The organism is Sphingobium sp. FG125, assembly GCF_057809795.1.
Genome location: NZ_JBMDKQ010000014.1, coordinates 21,488 through 37,618 on the forward strand (window position 1 = coordinate 21,488; position 16,131 = coordinate 37,618).

Annotated in this window: 16 protein-coding genes; 7 read left to right on the forward strand and 9 right to left on the reverse strand. The window is 64.1% G+C overall.

Features of this window, described 5'->3' with window-relative positions; genetic code table 11:
- The 3 genes from ACODSR_RS13985 to ACODSR_RS13995 are packed head-to-tail and all read right to left on the reverse strand — an operon-like array spanning position 1 to position 3,328.
- Positions 1-1,257: an acetyl-CoA hydrolase/transferase family protein gene (locus ACODSR_RS13985; RefSeq protein ID WP_489077282.1), complete on the reverse strand. Its 1,257-nt coding sequence runs from the start codon at positions 1,255-1,257 to the stop codon at positions 1-3.
- Positions 1,254-2,147: an HpcH/HpaI aldolase/citrate lyase family protein gene (locus ACODSR_RS13990; protein WP_489077283.1), complete on the reverse strand. Its 894-nt coding sequence runs from the start codon at positions 2,145-2,147 to the stop codon at positions 1,254-1,256. The genes ACODSR_RS13985 and ACODSR_RS13990 overlap by 4 nt, the downstream gene beginning before the upstream one ends.
- A gap of 14 nt (positions 2,148-2,161) precedes the next feature.
- Entirely contained in the window at positions 2,162-3,328 is a 1,167-nt protein-coding gene (locus tag ACODSR_RS13995) for an acyl-CoA dehydrogenase family protein (RefSeq protein WP_489077284.1), read from the reverse strand.
- A gap of 183 nt (positions 3,329-3,511) precedes the next feature.
- Between ACODSR_RS13995 and ACODSR_RS14000 the strand changes: the two genes are divergently transcribed.
- A complete protein-coding gene (locus tag ACODSR_RS14000) occupies positions 3,512-4,672 on the forward strand; it encodes a CaiB/BaiF CoA transferase family protein (protein ID WP_489077285.1) in 1,161 nt (386 codons plus the stop codon).
- 114 nt (positions 4,673-4,786) lie between these two features.
- A complete protein-coding gene (locus ACODSR_RS14005; RefSeq protein WP_489077286.1) occupies positions 4,787-6,184 on the forward strand; it encodes an aromatic ring-hydroxylating oxygenase subunit alpha in 1,398 nt (465 codons plus the stop codon).
- Here ACODSR_RS14005 and ACODSR_RS14010 read toward each other — a convergent pair.
- Complete coding sequence (locus ACODSR_RS14010) at positions 6,181-7,095, reverse strand: acyl-CoA dehydrogenase family protein (RefSeq protein ID WP_489077287.1); 915 nt, start codon at positions 7,093-7,095, stop codon at positions 6,181-6,183. The two genes, ACODSR_RS14005 and ACODSR_RS14010, sit on opposite strands and share 4 nt — an antisense overlap.
- Complete coding sequence (locus ACODSR_RS14015) at positions 7,095-8,240, reverse strand: acyl-CoA dehydrogenase family protein (protein ID WP_489077288.1); 1,146 nt, start codon at positions 8,238-8,240, stop codon at positions 7,095-7,097. Before ACODSR_RS14015 ends, ACODSR_RS14010 begins: the two co-directional genes overlap by 1 nt.
- A 123-nt stretch (positions 8,241-8,363) precedes the next feature.
- On the opposite strand from ACODSR_RS14015, the gene ACODSR_RS14020 reads away from it, so the two are divergent.
- The 3 genes from ACODSR_RS14020 to ACODSR_RS14030 all read left to right on the forward strand — a co-directional run bounded on the left by ACODSR_RS14020 (position 8,364) and on the right by ACODSR_RS14030 (position 10,908).
- Entirely contained in the window at positions 8,364-8,678 is a 315-nt protein-coding gene (locus ACODSR_RS14020; protein WP_489077355.1) for a Rieske (2Fe-2S) protein, read from the forward strand.
- A gap of 92 nt (positions 8,679-8,770) precedes the next feature.
- A complete protein-coding gene (locus tag ACODSR_RS14025) occupies positions 8,771-9,964 on the forward strand; it encodes an acyl-CoA dehydrogenase family protein (protein ID WP_489077289.1) in 1,194 nt (397 codons plus the stop codon).
- Complete coding sequence (locus tag ACODSR_RS14030) at positions 9,961-10,908, forward strand: acyl-CoA dehydrogenase family protein (protein ID WP_489077290.1); 948 nt, start codon at positions 9,961-9,963, stop codon at positions 10,906-10,908. The genes ACODSR_RS14025 and ACODSR_RS14030 overlap by 4 nt, the downstream gene beginning before the upstream one ends.
- A 4-nt stretch (positions 10,909-10,912) precedes the next feature.
- Here the strand turns inward: ACODSR_RS14030 and ACODSR_RS14035 are convergent, their stop codons facing one another.
- Positions 10,913-11,926, reverse strand: a complete 1,014-nt coding sequence (locus ACODSR_RS14035; RefSeq protein ID WP_489077291.1) for an aldo/keto reductase — start codon at positions 11,924-11,926, stop codon at positions 10,913-10,915.
- 139 nt (positions 11,927-12,065) lie between these two features.
- Between ACODSR_RS14035 and ACODSR_RS14040 the strand changes: the two genes are divergently transcribed.
- Positions 12,066-12,968, forward strand: a complete 903-nt coding sequence (locus tag ACODSR_RS14040; RefSeq protein WP_489077292.1) for a dienelactone hydrolase family protein — start codon at positions 12,066-12,068, stop codon at positions 12,966-12,968.
- A 40-nt stretch (positions 12,969-13,008) separates the two neighbouring features.
- Here the strand turns inward: ACODSR_RS14040 and ACODSR_RS14045 are convergent, their stop codons facing one another.
- Complete coding sequence (locus ACODSR_RS14045; protein ID WP_489077293.1) at positions 13,009-13,995, reverse strand: alpha-ketoacid dehydrogenase subunit beta; 987 nt, start codon at positions 13,993-13,995, stop codon at positions 13,009-13,011.
- Positions 13,992-14,987 carry a thiamine pyrophosphate-dependent dehydrogenase E1 component subunit alpha gene (locus tag ACODSR_RS14050; protein ID WP_489077294.1) on the reverse strand — a complete coding sequence of 332 codons (996 nt, stop codon included), beginning with the start codon at positions 14,985-14,987 and terminating at the stop codon, positions 13,992-13,994. Before ACODSR_RS14050 ends, ACODSR_RS14045 begins: the two co-directional genes overlap by 4 nt.
- Positions 14,988-15,126: 139 nt before the next feature.
- On the opposite strand from ACODSR_RS14050, the gene ACODSR_RS14055 reads away from it, so the two are divergent.
- A complete protein-coding gene (locus ACODSR_RS14055; RefSeq protein WP_489077295.1) occupies positions 15,127-15,399 on the forward strand; it encodes a hypothetical protein in 273 nt (90 codons plus the stop codon).
- On the opposite strand, the gene ACODSR_RS14060 is transcribed toward ACODSR_RS14055, so the two are convergent.
- Complete coding sequence (locus tag ACODSR_RS14060) at positions 15,396-16,130, reverse strand: DUF2889 domain-containing protein (RefSeq protein WP_489077296.1); 735 nt, start codon at positions 16,128-16,130, stop codon at positions 15,396-15,398. The genes ACODSR_RS14055 and ACODSR_RS14060 overlap by 4 nt on opposite strands.
- Position 16,131 lies beyond the last annotated feature (1 nt).

Genomic DNA, 16,131 nt, shown 5'->3' on the forward strand with positions numbered 1-16,131 from the left:
TCAAAATCCCCTTTGCGCGATGATGTGGGCCGCCCGGTCCAGTTCCTCGCGGAAGTCGGGATGGGCGATGGCGATCAGGCGGCGGGTGCGTTCGGCGAGGTTCTGCCCCTTGAGTTCCGCTGCACCATATTCGGTGACGATGACGTCCACGTCGGTGCGGGCCGTGGTGACCGGGCCGGACAGTTGGGCGACGATCTTGCTGAGCGTGCCGCCCTTGGCCGAGGCGGACAGGGCGATGATCGAGCGACCGCCGGGCGACCGGCTGCCTGCACGGACGAAATCGACCTGGCCGCCGGTCCCGCCCAGATAGGCCGCGCCCGATTGTTCGGCATTGACCTGTCCGGTCAGGTCCACTTCCAGCGCGCTGTTGATGGTGACGAGGCGCGAGAGGCGGCCCAGCACCGCCGCGTCATGGGTGTAGCTGGTGGCGCACATGCGGATCGCCGGGTTGCGATGCGCCCAGTCATAGAGCCGCCTCGTGCCGATCAATGCGCCGTTGATCGAGATGCCGGGATCGACTTCCTTGCGGGCATTGGTGATGACGCCTGCCTCCACCAGATCGACCAGGCCATCCCCCAACATGCCCGAATGGACGCCCAGATCTCGGCGGTCGTGGAGCAGGCGCAGGATGGTGTCAGGGACCGCCCCTACCCCGGTCTGGATGACGGCGCCGTCGCCGATATAAGCGGCGCAATGGCGGGCGATGGCTTCGTCGGTCGGGCCGATGGCAGCGGGGGCGACTTCGACCGGGGGGCGGTTGACGGGAATCGCGACGTCAATGGCTGAGGACGGGATGGTTTCGCCCGGTGTGAAGGGGACCGCTTCATTGATTTCGGCGATGACGACCCGCGCCTTGTCCACGGCGGCACGGACATAATCGCTAATCAGGCCGCAGCTATGATTGCCATGTTCGTCGGCGGGGCTGAGCTGAATCATCGCGACGTCGCAGGGGATGATCCCGGCGGTGATGAGCGGGCCGACCTGGCTGACATGGACGGGGATGACCTGGAGCTTGCCTGCCTTGGTCATCGACCGCAATGCACCGATCGCGCCCATGCTGGAGAGGGCGAAACTGTCGGCGGTGGCGGGGGTGAAGAGGCCGGAGAAACTGGTGGCGATGAAAGCGGACAGGCCGGAAATATCCCGGCCCTGTTCGATCAGCGCCTCCACCAAAGTGGTGGGTTCGCCGCAGGCCTGGCCCAGGACGATATGGTCGCCGGGCCTTAAGTCGACACCGAGCTGGACATATGTGGTCATGTAACGCCGGCCTGTTTGAGCAGTTGTTCAGCACGGCTGAGATAGGGGCGGTCGAGCATCCCGCCCTTATAGCCAATTGCCCCGACGCCCGGATTTTTGGCAAATATATCAACGATTTCCTGCGCCTGCGCAATTTCGTCGGCGGTAGGGGTGAAGGCGGCGTTGATGACGTCAACCTGCGCCGGGTGGATCGCCAACATGCCGCGATAGCCGTCGCGACGGACCTTTTCGGCGCGGGCCTTGAGGCCATCGAGATCGCGGAAATCGCCCTGGATCGTTTCGATCGCGGTCACGCCTGCCGTGGCAGCGCCGAGCAGGCACATGGAGCGCGCCAGTTCATAGGTGAAGCCATAGCTGCCATCGGGATTGCGATTGTTACTGGCACCGATCGAGTCGGCCAGATCCTCCGCGCCCCAGGTCAAAGCGACGACGCGCGGCGCGCCCTTGTAGCTGCCGGTGTGAAACATGGCCTCGGCGGTTTCAGTGACCAGCACGATCAGCGGGGTGGAGCCTTGCTCGATGCCGTTGGCGACTTCGAGTGCGGAGAGATAATGGTCGAGCCGATCGACATCCTGCCGGCCATAGACTTTGGGCAGCATGATGCCGCCGGGCCGGGCGGGCATGATCGCGGCAAGATCGAGCAGCGTGTAAGGACCATCGAGCGGATTGATCCGCACCCAGAGCCGTTCGCGGCCTTGCGTGCGGCTGGCGAGAAAATCGTGAACCATTTGGCGCGCAAGCACCTTGTTTTCGGTCGCAACGGCATCTTCCAGATCGAAGAGTGCAATGTCGGCGGCGCTGTCGGCAGCCTTAGCCATCTTCTTGTCGCTGTCTCCCGGCGCAAACAGCCAGGAGCGCATCTTGATCGAAAGGTTGGCGGGGGTGGACATGATCGTCTCTCCGGTCAGTAGGATTTGGGCAAGTCCAACACTTTTTCGGCGAGAAAGTTAAGGATCATATGCGGGCTGACCGGCGCGGTGCGCGGAATCAGCACTTCGCGCAGCAGCCGTTCGACATGATATTCCTGCGCATAGCCCATGCCGCCCAGCGTCAGCATGGCGGTATGGCAGGCTTCGAACGCGAATTCGGCAGCGAGATATTTGCCCGCATTGGCCTCGACGCCGCAATCCTCTTGCCTGTCGAATTTGGTCGCGGCCTGCATCACCATCAGGTTGGCGGCCTCCAGCTGCGCCCAGCATTTGGCAAGGGGATGCTGGATTCCCTGATTCATGCCGATCGGTCGGTCGAACACGATGCGTTCGCGGGCATAGCGCGCCGCGCGCTGGATCGCGTTGCGGCCGATGCCGATCGCTTCGGCGCCCAGCAATATGCGTTCGGGGTTCAGCCCTTTGAGGATGATGCGGAAGCCTTGGCCCTCTTCGCCGATGCGGTCCTCTTGCGGGATGAAAAGATCGTTGATGAACAGCATGTTGGAGCCGACCGCGTGGCGGCCCATTTTCGGGATCAAGCGATGTTCGATCTTCGTGCGGTCAAGCCTGGTGAAGAAAAGCGACAGGCCATGGGTCTTGTTCTCCACCTCGTCGATCGGGGTGGTGCGGGCGAGCAGCAGCATCTTGTCAGCGACATGGGCGTTGGTGATCCAGATCTTTTCGCCATTGACGCGGTAGCCGCCAGCCTCCCGCACGGCGCGGGTCTTGAGCTTGGTCGTATCCAGCCCCGTATTGGGTTCGGTGACGGCAAAGCACATCTTCTCTTCGCCCGACAGGATCGGCGGGATCATCCGCTGCTTCTGTTCCTCCGTGCCGAACAGGTCAATCGGCTCCAGGCTGAACACCGGGCCGTGGATGGTGGACGCGGCGGTCATGCCGCCGCCAGCCTCAGCCACCGCCTGCATCATGATCGCCGCTTCGGTGATGCCAAGGCCAGCGCCGCCGACCGATTCCGGCATGGCGACGCCCAGCCAGCCTGCCTGCGCCATCGCCCGGTAGAAATCGACGGGGAACTGGGCGTCATGATCACGCGCCAGCCAATATTCGTCGCTGAACGCGCTGCATTGGGCCAGCACGGCATCGCGAATATTCTGCTGGTCGTCGGTAAAGGCAAAATCCACGTTTCTGGCCCTGCTTGCCGCGCCGTTGCAGCGCCTGTTTTCCTATGTTCGGGCTATCAGTGGCGGGCCGAACGCACAATCGAACGGGTGTTCAGCATTTGACATATCGGTGGGGCGAAGTGGTTGCCCATGGCGTCGGCCCGCACCTTGTTTTAGCCCGATGGCATGAAACAGGAGAGTGAAATGGGCGAGCCGAAGGCACATGGCGGGCCGCTGACGGGGGTGCGGGTGGTCGATCTGACCGCGATGGTCTTTGGTCCCTATGCGACGCAGATCATGGCCGATATGGGCGCGGACGTCATCAAGGTGGAGCAGCCGGGGGGCGACCAGACCCGGTTCATCAACATCGGCAACGCGCCGGACCTGGGCGGGGTGTTCACCAACGTCAATCGCGGCAAGCGCAGCATCGTGCTGGACCTGTCCCAGGAGGCGGACAGGCAAGTGCTGCGCGCGCTGATCGCGACCGCCGACATCTTCATCCATTCGATGCGAGGCAAGGCGATCGCCCGGCTGGGGTTCGATTATGCGGCCGTCAAGGCGATCAGGCCCGACATCGTCTATACCAATTGCTATGGTTACAGCCGCCGTGGGCCGGACTGCGACAAGCCCGCCTATGACGATACGATTCAGGCGGAATGCGGCATCCCGCATTTGCAGGGATTGATGACCGGCAAGCCTGACTTCATGGCGACGATCATCGCCGACAAGGTGGCGGGGCTGACCGGCCTCTACGCCACGATGATGGCGCTGTTCCACCGCGAGCGCACCGGCGAGGGGCAGGAGGTGGAAGTCGGCATGTTCGAGACGATGGCGTCCTTCATGCTGACCGAACATGCCAGCGGGATGCTGTTCGATCCGCCGATGGGACCGGCCCATTATCACCGCGTGGTGGCGCGCAACCGCAAACCCTATGCGACCAAGGACGGGCATATCGCCGCGCTCGTCTATAATGACAAGCATTGGAATGCCTTTATGGGCGCGGTGCAGCCGGAATGGGCGAGCGAGGAATTTGACAGTCTGCCCAAGCGCGCCAAGCAGATCGACCGGGTCTATGGGTTGCTGGGCGGGACATTTGCGCAGCGGACGACGCAGGAATGGCTGGATTTGCTGGAATCCTTGCATATTCCGGCGGCGCCTTTGCGGACGACTGACGAGCTGTTCGAGAATGAACATTTGAACGCCATCGGCTTTTTCGAGACGGTCGAGACGGAGCGTGGCGCGGTGCGCTTTCCGGGGGTGCCGACCTGGTTTTCAGCGACGCCGGGGAAGGTCGCAGGCGGTGCGCCGGGGATAGGCGCGCATGGGGATGCGATCAGGGCGGCGGTCGGCAGGCCTCCCTTATAGGACGAGACATTTCCACCGCCACGGCGATGATGCGGGGCTAGCGGCCAATCCGTCTTGAACGCCCCTTCCCAGCCTTTACCCTTCGCCCTCAAAGCTAATAGCGGACAGGGTGATATGGCAGAGGTTATGGCAGCGACGACATCGGTTCCGTTCGAGATTACCGATCCCGAACGCATCCCCACGCCGCGCTATTATGATGAGGGCTTTTACCAGCGTGAGTGCGAGGAGTTGTGGCCCCATGTGTGGCAGATGGCCTGCCGCGTCGAGCAGGTGCCGGAGATTGGCGACTGGATCGAATATAGCAACCTCGGCCAATCAGTCATCATCGTGCGGACCAAGGACGGGATTCGCGCCTTTCACAATGCCTGCCGCCATCGCGGCGTGCCGCTGACCGAGGGGAGCCACGGCAATTGCAAGGGCAAGGGCTTCATCTGCCCCTTCCATGGCTGGCGCTGGAATATCGAGGGGAAAAACACCTTCGTCTATGGGCGCCATATGTTCAGCGAGGGGCAGCTGGATGAGGGCGATCTGGCGCTGCGGCCGTGCCGGTCGGAAATCGAGATGGGCTGCGTGTTCATCAATTTCGATGATGATGCACCGGGATTCCGGCAGCAGCTGGGTCCGCTGGCAGCGGGGCTGGACGCCTATCATGCCGACTCGATGCGCGCCGAATGGTGCTTCGCCACAGTGCTGCCCGCCAACTGGAAGATCGCGATGGAAGCCTTCATGGAGGGCTATCATGTCATGCGCACCCACCCGCAATTGCAGCAGAAGGTGCCGATCCTCTATAATATGATGTATGGCATGGACACGGGCGGGATCGGCGTGCCGATCAATCCCAACCGGTCGATGCGCGACAATATCGTTGATCAGGTCGATCATCTGCAATTGCTGAGCGATGGTATGGCGGGCATGTGCCATGCCAAGGATGTCGCGGTGGCGCGCACGCTGATCGACGTGGAACTGCCCGACGATCCGGGTCAGGCGATCATGCAATGGTTCGGCACGCTCAACCATTGCGTGACGCAGGCGGGGCTGGCGCGGGGCGAACCGGCGCCCGACCTTAATCACATTGCGGTCAATACGCCGGTGAAGGCGGTGGAATATATCTTCCCCAATTATTTCCTGTTGCCTTTCCTGTCGAGCATGGCGGCCTATCGCATCCGGCCGCTGGGACCCGAAAGCTGCCTGTTCGAGCTATGGTCGTTGACGCATTTCCCCGAAGGACAGGAGCCGCCGCCGGTGATGGAGGCCGTGATGCTGCCCCATGACAGCGATCAGTTCCCGATGATCCCGCGCCAGGATTACAGCAATATCCCGCTCCAGCAGAAGGGACTGCACGCCAAGGGATTCGATTTCATGCGGCTGTCGAAGGATATTGAGGGGCTGATTTCCAACTATCAGCGGATCATCGACGGCTATCTGAAGGGCGTGGAGCCGGAGAAATTGAGCGCAGCGACACAGAAGCTGGCCGGGAATTTCGACGGGCCGATTTTGGACCTGGGGTTTTAAGGCCAGAGCACGGACGCGGCGGCCAGTGCCTGCCCGCCGCGTCCGCGCAGGTCGCCGATGAGCGCCTTGAGGCGATAGGTCCACAGGTGGAGCGGATGCTCCAGCGTCACGCCCATCGCGCCGAAAAATTGGTGGAAATCATAGACGGTGGCGCGGGCCGATTCCTGCGCGTGGAGCGCGGCAAGCGCGGCGTCGCCGGGGTCGAGCGTGGCTGCGGCTTTCAGCGCCAGCCAGCGCACGCCGTTGGCGCGGACCTGTGCTTCGGCGAGGCGGTGGCGTAGCGCCTGGAAGGTAGCGAGCGGGCGGCCGAATTGCTGGCGGTCGGTCACATGGGCGACCGTGCTGTCGAGCGCGGCGGCGAGCAGGCCGGCAGCTTCGGCGGCGAGGGCGATGCGCCAGCGGGTCAGGACTTCGCTGGCGGGGACGGCGTGCGGGGTGCGGTCGGTTGGCACATCGAGCAGCGTGGCCATGGGGTAGCCGTAGAGGGCTTGCGCTTCGGCACGGACCTGCGCGGCGGTGGCGGTGAAGGTCGAGACGCCGGACGGGCCGACGAGCAGTACGGTGGCCCCTTCGCGCAGGAAGCGGATGGGGCGGCTCAAACGGCCTTCCTCCACAAGACAGAGCGGGCGAGGCAGATCATCGCCGAGCAGCGGGCGGATCAGCGCGCTGGCGGCGGCTTCGACCGTTTGGGGCAGGCGGGCGAGGCGTTCGACCACCAGCGCGGCCGAGACTGCGCCCAGATCGGGATCGAAACCAATGTCGAGGAAGCCGCCTTCGGCAAGATCACGGTCAAGCTGCGCGTCCGGCAAAGCGAAGCCTGCTTCGTGCAACGAGGCACCCGCATAAGGGCGGGTCAGCGTGTCGATCGCGTCGAGGATCGCGACCTGATCGTCGGTGAGGGACAGGTCCATCAACGCGGCTCCCGTGGCAATTTGAGGACATCGGTGGCGATGATGTTGAGCTGGATTTCTGCTGCGCCTGCCGCGATGCCCGCAACGATGCCGCGCTGGTGGTGCATCTTGAGATAGGGGTGGGCGTCGGCCAATGCTTCGGGCAGATATTCGACGATAAATTCGCACACGCGTCGTTCCGCCATGACGGTGGCGAAACGCGCGGAGCTGGATTCCGCGCCGATCGCTTCCCCCTTGGCGCGGCGGTCGACAATGGCATAGCTGGCCATGCGGGCGGCTTCGGTGAGGGCGGCGGCGTGGGCGGCTTCGATACGGACCGCTTCACCGTCAAACTCGCCTTGCGCTTTCAGCACGGCAACGGCACGGTCGAGCGCGGCGCGGGCCAACGCATAGCGCGGGATGCCGAGCCGTTCATTGGTCAGCGAATAGCCGATGATGTCCCATGCCTGTCCTTCGTCGCCCAGGCGCGCGGTGACGGGTACGGTGACATCATCGAAAAACACTTCGTGAATGTCGCCTTCGCCGATCAGCGAGGGGATTTGGCGGACGGTGATGCCGGGCGTGTCCATCGGCACGAGCAGGATGGAGATGCCGCGCTTGCGATCGTCACTGGTGCGGCAGACGAGAAAACAGGTGTCGGCGAGGCCCGCATAGCTGGTCCAGATTTTCTGGCCATTGACGCGATATGTGTCACCGTCTCGCTCTGCGCGGGTACGCAGCGAGGCAAGGTCGGAGCCGGAGCCGGGTTCGGAAAAACCCTGGCACCAGAGCGCGCGGCCTTCCGCGATCGGGGGCAGGTAGCGCGCCTGCTGGTCGGGGGAGCCGTAGCGGATCAGCGTCGGGCCGATCCAGTTGACGTTCATATATTGGCCGCCGCGCGGTTCGCCCGCGATCCACATTTCTTCGGCGAGGACCGTCTGGTGCCACGGGTCTAGCCCCTGCCCACCCAGCGCTTCCGGCCAGTGGGGGATCAGCAGGCCTTGTTCCGCCAGCGTGCCGCAGAAGGTTTCGGCATATTTGGTGAGCGCAGGCGAGGCCGGGCCATGCTGCGAGAAACGCTCCCAGTCGTCCGGCAGCGTATCGGCGAGCAATGCGCGCAGCCGGGCGCGGAAGGCGGTTTCCTGTTCTGTCCATACAAAGTCCATATCATGGTGATTAAGTGATGCAGCCGGGCGAGAACAGCCGTAGCCCCAAGAGAACGCCCCGGTGATATGGCGCAGGCGGGCTTGGACAAGCGCGGCGCGGCGGTAAAAATGGAGGGCATGGATATGGACGATGCCCGCTTCACCCCCCTGCTGCCGCTGGACGATGTGCCGGACGGCAAGACCGTAGCTGTCGAGGCAGGCGCGCGCGCGATCATGCTCTGCCATTTTGAGGGGCGCGTCCATGCGCTCGACAATCTCTGTTCGCATGCGCAGGAACCGCTGGCGTGCGGGCGGATGCGGCTGGGCTGGATTGCCTGCCCCGCCCATGGCGCGCGGTTCGATCTGGAGACCGGCGAAGCGCTGACCGGGCCAGCGCGCGACCCGATCACGACCTATGCCGTGCGGGTGGTGGATGGGATGATCGAGGTGGCGCTGTAGCGTATCGCCTTGGGGATATTGCAGATGCGCCCCTTGCGCGAGACGGTCGAAGTGCTGCCTAGCTGATCCATAATGACTGGAGGCACGGGACTTTGAGCGACGCACTGGACAGCTTGCGGCAGGAGGTGCGCGACTGGCTTGCCATTCATGCGCCCAAAAACTGGCGCGCGCGCAGCACGAGCGAGGCGGCCTTTCTGGACTTGCAACGCAGCTGGTTCGCGACGCTGGCCAAGCGGGGCTATGCGGTGCCGCACTGGCCGGAAAACTGGCCGGGCGGCGGGCGGTCGCTGGCCGAGCAGAAGGTGATCTATGAGGAGTTTGCGCGGGCCGACACGCCGCGCCTGCTCTTGTCCTTCATGTCCACCTATCACGCTGCCTCCACCCTGTTCGAATGGGGCAGCGAGGAACAGCAGCAACGCTATATTCCCCGCATATTGGAAGGCGAAATCTGGTGTCAGGGCTTTTCCGAGCCGGGCGCGGGGTCGGACCTGGCGGCGCTGCGCACGCGGGCGGAGCGCAAGGGCGACGTCTATGTCGTCAATGGCCAGAAGCTCTGGTCGACCATGGGGCAATTTGCCGGTCAATGCCTGTTGCTGGTGCGCACGAGCAGCGAGGGCGTGAAGCAGGCCGGGCTGACCTATTTGCTGCTGGACCTGAAATCGCCGGGCGTCACCGCGCGGCCGATCCACCAGATTCATGGCGACGAGGAATTTGCCGAAATCTTCCTCGACAATGTCGAGATTCCGGTCGCCAACCGGCTGGGCGAGGAAGGCCAAGGCTGGGCTGTGGCGCAGTCGACCCTGTCGTCCGAGCGCGGGCTGACGCTGCTGGAGCTGAGCGCGCGGATGCGCGGGGCGTTGTGGCGGATCGGTGACCTCATTCGCGCGAACGGGCGTAGCGAGGATGCGGGCGTGCTGCGCGATTTCGGGCGACTGGCGAGCAAGGTCGATGCGACCTGCGCGGTAGCCGACCAGTTTCTGGCCAATCGTATCGCGGGCGAGGAACGGGTCGGCGACGCATCCATCGTCAAGCTCGCCTATTCCCGCACGCTGCGGGAATTCACATCGCTGGGGCTGCAGATCGACGGACTGGAGGCGCAATATCATGCCCCGATTACCTTTGGCGGAGGCATGGAGACGGGCAACTGGATGGCCGATTTCATGAACAGCTATGCCTGGACGATCGCGGGCGGCAGTGACGAGGTGCAGCGCAATATCATCGCCGAACGGCTGCTGGGGATGCCGCGTGAACCCAAAAACTGGGTCGTGAAGGAGGGCGCGGCATGAGCATGAGCAAAGCCGAATTGCAGGACGCCGCCGCTAAGGCGTTTGACGGCAACCTGACCCCCAATGCGGCGCATAGCTGGAACCTGATCGCGGAGATGGGATGGCTGATCATGGCCGTGCCTGAGGAGCAGGGCGGGCTGGGCCTGGGGTGCGAGGCGGTGGGGGTGATCCACCAAGCGCTGGGGCGGACATTGGTGGCGGGTCCGGCAATCGCGCAGATGCTGGTGATCGAGGCGCTGAGCGCGGCAGGCGGGCAGGTTGAGTTGCTGGGCCGGGCGATGGCGGGCGAGATCATGTCGGCATCGCTGGCCGAGGGGCTGCGCGCGGTGCCGGACGCGGACCGGGCGAGCCATGTGTTGCGGGTCGAGGCGGGGCGCATATCGCTTCTGCCGGTCGAGGGGCTTGCGCTGACGGCGCGGGCGACCTGGGACAAGACGCGGCGACTGTTCGATGTCGATGCGGGCGATGCTGTTGGTGTCGTGCTGGCGCAGGGGGATGCCGCAACGGCGCTGGCCGATCGGCTGTCGGCGCTGCGCAGCCTGGCGCTGGCGGGCGATTGTCTGGGCGGGGCCGAGGCGGCGCTGGCGATGACGATCGACTATCTGGAGACGCGACGGCAGTTCGACCGGCCTTTGGCGTTGTTTCAGGCATTGAAGCATCGCGTCGCCGACATGAAAACCGCGCTGGTTGCGGCCGAGGCGCTATTCTGGGCGCGGGCGGGTGATGAGGCGACGGACGCGGTGATAATGGGAACTATGAAGGCCCATACCGCCAGCGTCTATCGGTTGATCGCCGAGGAGGCGATCCAGCTGCATGGCGGCATTGGCCTGACCATGGAGCATCCCTGCCACCTGTTCCTGAAACGCGCGACGCTGAATGCGGTGCTGGGCGGGGATGGCGACCAGTGGGAAGAGGCAGCGGGGCGACGGGCGCTCGACGCCTGATCACTTACTCAAGCGGTTCGCCTTCCCAGGTTTCTGTGTCGATCTGCGCCTGAGCGGCGCGGGAATAGCGCGGCCCTGACACGGCGCCGAAGCTGAACAGCGCATCGACCGCCGCCAGCGTATCGGCGGACAGGTCGATCGTCAGCGTCGCCATATCCTCGTCCAGATGGGCGATGCTGGTGGTGCCAGGGATGGCAACGACATAAGGGCGACGCGACAGCACCCAGCCAAGCGACAGTTGCGCCATGGTGCAGCCTGCGTCCGCCGCGATTTGGCCGAAGGCGGCAGCAAGTTGAAGGTTATGCGCCAGATGGGGGGCGTGGAAACGCGGCATGGAGGCGCGAACGTCGTCCGGCTGCACCCCGTCCGGTCCCACCCCGCCCGCCAGCACGCCGCGCGCGACCGGCGAGAAGGCGACAAAGCCGACACCCAGTTCACCGCAGGCGTCCAGCACCGCGACTTCGGCATTGCGGCTCCAGGGCGAATATTCGGTCTGCATCGCCGCGATCGGGTGAACCGCATGGGCGCGGCGCAGCGTGTCGGCGGACATTTCCGACAGGCCGATCGCGCCGATCTTGCCCGCTTCGACCGCACGCGCGAGCGCGCCGACCGAATCCTCGATCGGGACGTGGGGGTCGAGCCGGTGGAGATAATAAAGGTCGATATGATCGACATTCAGGCGCTGGAGCGAAGCCTCCAGCGTGGCGGTGATGGCGGCAGGCGACCCGTCCAGCCCGCGCTGCCCATCCTTGCCGCCCAGCACGCACTTGCTGGCGAGAGTAAAGTCGTCGCGCCGGTGCATCAGCGTGCGACCCAATAGTTCCTCATTGGCGCCAAAGCCATAGAGGGCGGCAGTATCGAAGAAGTCGACCCCGACGTCGAGTGCGTGGCGCAGCAGTCGTTCGGCCTGTTCTGGCGCGGGCCGGGGCAGATAGGCGTGGCTTAGATTCATACAGCCAAGGCCGATGGCCTTGACCGTGAAGGGACCGATGGTGCGGGGCGACAGCGGGGCGCTCATATCGGGGGCAATATCCTGTGTCTGTGGGGTCGGCTCCCCATAGCGAGGCTTTGCGGTCTGGGGCTATGAGTTTTTCTTGGCTTGGTTGCGAAAGGCGGCAATAAACCGGCTGTAGCGGGCAGGATGGAAGGACAGCGACATGACGCAAGATGCTGACAGGAAGGGAGCTGCCGCCTATCCGCGCGCGGTGCTGGATTTGTTCGATGCCTATGTGCACGGCGCGATCGACCGGCGCGGCTTTGTGACCCAATGCGCCGTCCATGTCGGCAGCGCAGCGGCGGCAACCACAATGCTGGCGGCGCTCAGCCCGGATTTTGCACTGGGGCAAGTGATCAAGCCCGACGACAAGCGGATTGTCATCAGCCATGTCGATATAGCCTCACCCGCGGGCAACGGAACGGTGCGCGCCTATGTCGCGCGGCCTGCGGCCAAGAAGGCCGCAAAGCTACCGGTCGTGATCGTCGCGCATGAAAATCGCGGGCTTAATCCGCATATCGAGGATATAACCAGGCGGCTGGCGGTAGATGGCTATATGGCGGTCGCGCCCGACGCGCTGACGACGATCGGCGGCTATCCGGGCGATGAGGACAAGGCGCGGACCGCCTTTGCGACGCTGGACCGGGCCAAGATTGGCGAGGATTTTGTTGCGGCGGCGACCTATGCGCGGACGATGGCCGGGAGCAATGGCAAGATCGGCGCGGTGGGTTTCTGCTTTGGCGGGTGGATTGCCAATCTGCTGGCGACCCGCCTGCCCGATCTGCGCGCTGCGGTGCCCTTCTATGGCAGTCCGCCGACGCTGGCCGACGTTCCGAAGATCAAGGCGCAGTTGCTGATCCATTATGGCGGCAATGACGCGCGGACCAATGCGGCCTGGCCCGATTATGAGGCGGCGCTGAAGCAGGCCGGGACGCGCTACAAAGCCTATATCTATGATGGCGCGGAGCATGGCTTCAACAATGATACCACGCCGCGTTTCGACAAGGCGGCGGCGGATCTGGCCTGGGCGCGGACTTTGGCGCTGTTCCGGCAGACGCTGGGGTGAGCGAAGGCTGTCCCGCCCATCGGGCGGGACAGCCAATCACTTATGCCATCAGTGCCTTGACCGTTTCGACCACCTGATCGGGCGAGACGATATAGGCGTCCTCCAGCACCTTGGCGAAAGGCACGGGCGAGTAAGGCGCGCCAAGGCGGCGGACCGGGGCCTTCAACTGGCCGAACAGCTCCTCGCTGATGGTGGAGGCGATTTCGCCGCCGGGGCCGAAATGGCGCACCGCTTCATGGGCGATGACCGCGCGGCCCGTCTTGGCGACCGAGGCCAGCACCGCTTCCTTGTCCCAGGGTGATACGGTGCGCAGGTCGATCAGTTCGACCGAAATGCCCGCTTCTGCCAGCGGCGCCAGCGCCTGCTGGCAGCGAATGACCTGCGATGACCAGGAGATGATGGTGACGTCACTGCCTTCCTGCACCACCCGCGCCTTGCCCAAGGGGATGGGGGCGAGATCGTCGGGGACTTCGGCCGGGATGAACAGGGAGCCTGCGGATTCGATGAAGATGCAGGGGTCCGGGTCCTGGATGCAGGACAGGAGAAGCCCCTTATAATCCACCGGGTTGGAGGGCGCGACCACCTTGATCCCTGCGGTATGGGCGAACCAGCCTTCCAGATGATCGGCATGTTGGCCTGCCGTCTGCCAGCCAGCGCCAGTGAGGGTGCGGATAGTGATCGGCACGGTGCTTTGCCCGCCCGACATGAAGCGCAACTTGGCAGCATGGTTGAAGATCATGTCCATGGCGACAGCGGTGAAGTTCATGAGCATGATTTCGGCGACCGGCTTGTAACCGGCCAGCGCCGCGCCGATGGCCGCGCCGATGATCGCCTGTTCCGAAATCGGGGTCGATTTCACGCGATCATCACCGAATTTGGTCGACAGGCCAGCGGTCGCGCCGGTGACGCCGCCGCCTTCGCGATCGGCGATATCCTCACCCAGCACGATCACCTTGTCATCTTCAGCCATCGCCTGATGCAACGCCGCGTTGACGGCCTGGAGGCTGTTCATCTTCTTCGCGCTCATGCCGGGATCTCCTGCGCAAAAACATCGCGGCGGAGTTCGTCCACCGATGGCAAGGGGCTGGCGAGACCGAATTCCTGTGCCTCCTCAATCTCGGCTTCGATGGTGGCCTGCATCGCGGCCAGCGACTCCTCGGTCGCGTGGCCCTGTTCGACCAGCCAGGCCTTGTAGGCGGGCAGCGGGTCCTTGGCGATCGCCGCCGCTTTCTCTTCCTTGGTCATATATTTGTCGTCGTCGCCCAGCACATGGCCGTGGAAGCGGAAGGTCTTGCACTCCAGCAGGGTCGGCCCTTCGCCTTCACGGGCGCGGGTGATGGCTTCATGCGCGGCAGCGAACATCGCCAGCGGGTCATTGCCGTCCACGGTGTGGCCCGGCATCCCGTAGCCGATCGCGCGCTTGGCGATGAAGTCGACCGAGGTGCCATTTTCATAGCGCGTATGTTCGGCAAAGCCATTATTCTGGCACACGAAAATCACCGGCAGCTTCCACACCGACGCCAGATTGAGCGATTCATGGAAGGCACCGATATTGGACGCGCCATCGCCGAAATAGGCGATGGTAACGCGCTTGCTGCCATCCAGCTTCGCCGCCCAGGCCAGGCCGTTGGCGATTGGCATGGAGGAGCCGACAATGCCTGTCGTGACCATGACGCCGCTTTCGGGGTGGGTGAGGTGCATCGGCCCGCCCTTGCCCTTGCAGGTGCCATCGACCCGCCCGGCAATTTCCGCCCAGAGCGGACGCAACGGCATGTCTTTCGCCACCATGTCGTGGATGCCGCGATAGATGGTGCAGATCTTGTCATCGTCGGTCATCAGCGATGACAGGGTGGCGGGGATCACTTCCTGCCCACGCGCCGAATAATAGGGCATTACCAGCCGTCCCAGACGGATGGTCTTGCGAATGGCGTCGTCGTTGCGCTCGATACGGATCATGCGCCGGTAGATGTCTACCAGCTGGTCCGGGGTAGGCGCCGGGGCGTTGCTCAGCTGTGCCATGATGTCCTCAAGATGGCCAATGGGATGCCCCCTGAATTGGCGTTCAGGGACCAATGGTCAACTCGCCGGGGCGATATGTGGGCGGTGCCTTGCAATGGCGGAAATGCAGCCCAATCTGGCGGGACGGAAAGAGGCGCGCATGACCGACAAGAGTGACACGATCAAGCAGGCAACCGAGCGGGTGTTGCAACTGGAACGCGAACTGGAGGCCGAGGGCGCGGCATCGACGCAGGGCGACGAACTGGCCCATGCCCGCGCGATGCTGCACCAGTGGGTGGACAGCGTGGTCGCGGTCGTCTCGTCGCCCGGCGTGGGCCGTGTTTCGCTGATCCATGACGATGGGACGGAATCGCGGATAGCCTCACCCGGCCTGCCATTCCGCCTGTCCCGTCCAGCGCGCTTCGACAGCTAGCGGGACGCGAAACTGGCCCCGTCGAAATGGTCGAGCGGGGTCAATGGCGCCGCGGTGAAGTCTATCACCTTGCCGACGCGGATCGCCTTTGCCGCATTGTCGGGCTGGAAGGTGAAGCAGTTGGGCGGCACCCGGCTGGCGGTGGATTGCCGTTCCATCGGGATCAGGCGGCCATTGGCCAGGATCGCGCCCCATTGCAGCAATTTGGCGGCTTCGCGGTGAGGATCGTCAAGACTTTCGATCCAGTCGCGCAATTTCAGGATCGACAGGCCCACAATGTCAGCGGGCGCTTCCATCAGATGATTGCGGTGGGCGACCTGTAGCAGCGACACGCCATCGCAGCGAATTTCGGCGATGGCGAGCCCGTCGACGGGGTCGCACGTCACAATCTCATACAGGATGGCATCGGTTTCACCGGCATGGGCAGCGGCCAGCACGGTCAGGTCGTGGAGATGGGTGCAATTCGCCTTCTTCTCGCCGCGCGCTGGCACGGCGGCCAGCGCAACGCCGGTGAAGGTTGCCGCCAGCACAGCAGGCGCGCCGGGGCAAGTGGTCCAGGGCACGCGCTCCATGTCCGATTCGATGCCCGTGACGTTCATACCGTCATGGCGCAGCGTTACCGCCATGCAGTGATAGTCATCCTCCAGCGCGGCGATCACCTGTCCCGGCGACGGGGTGACCCGCAGGCGACGGCGGAAGCCGGGCAGCGTGTCGAGCGTGGCGCTGTCCATT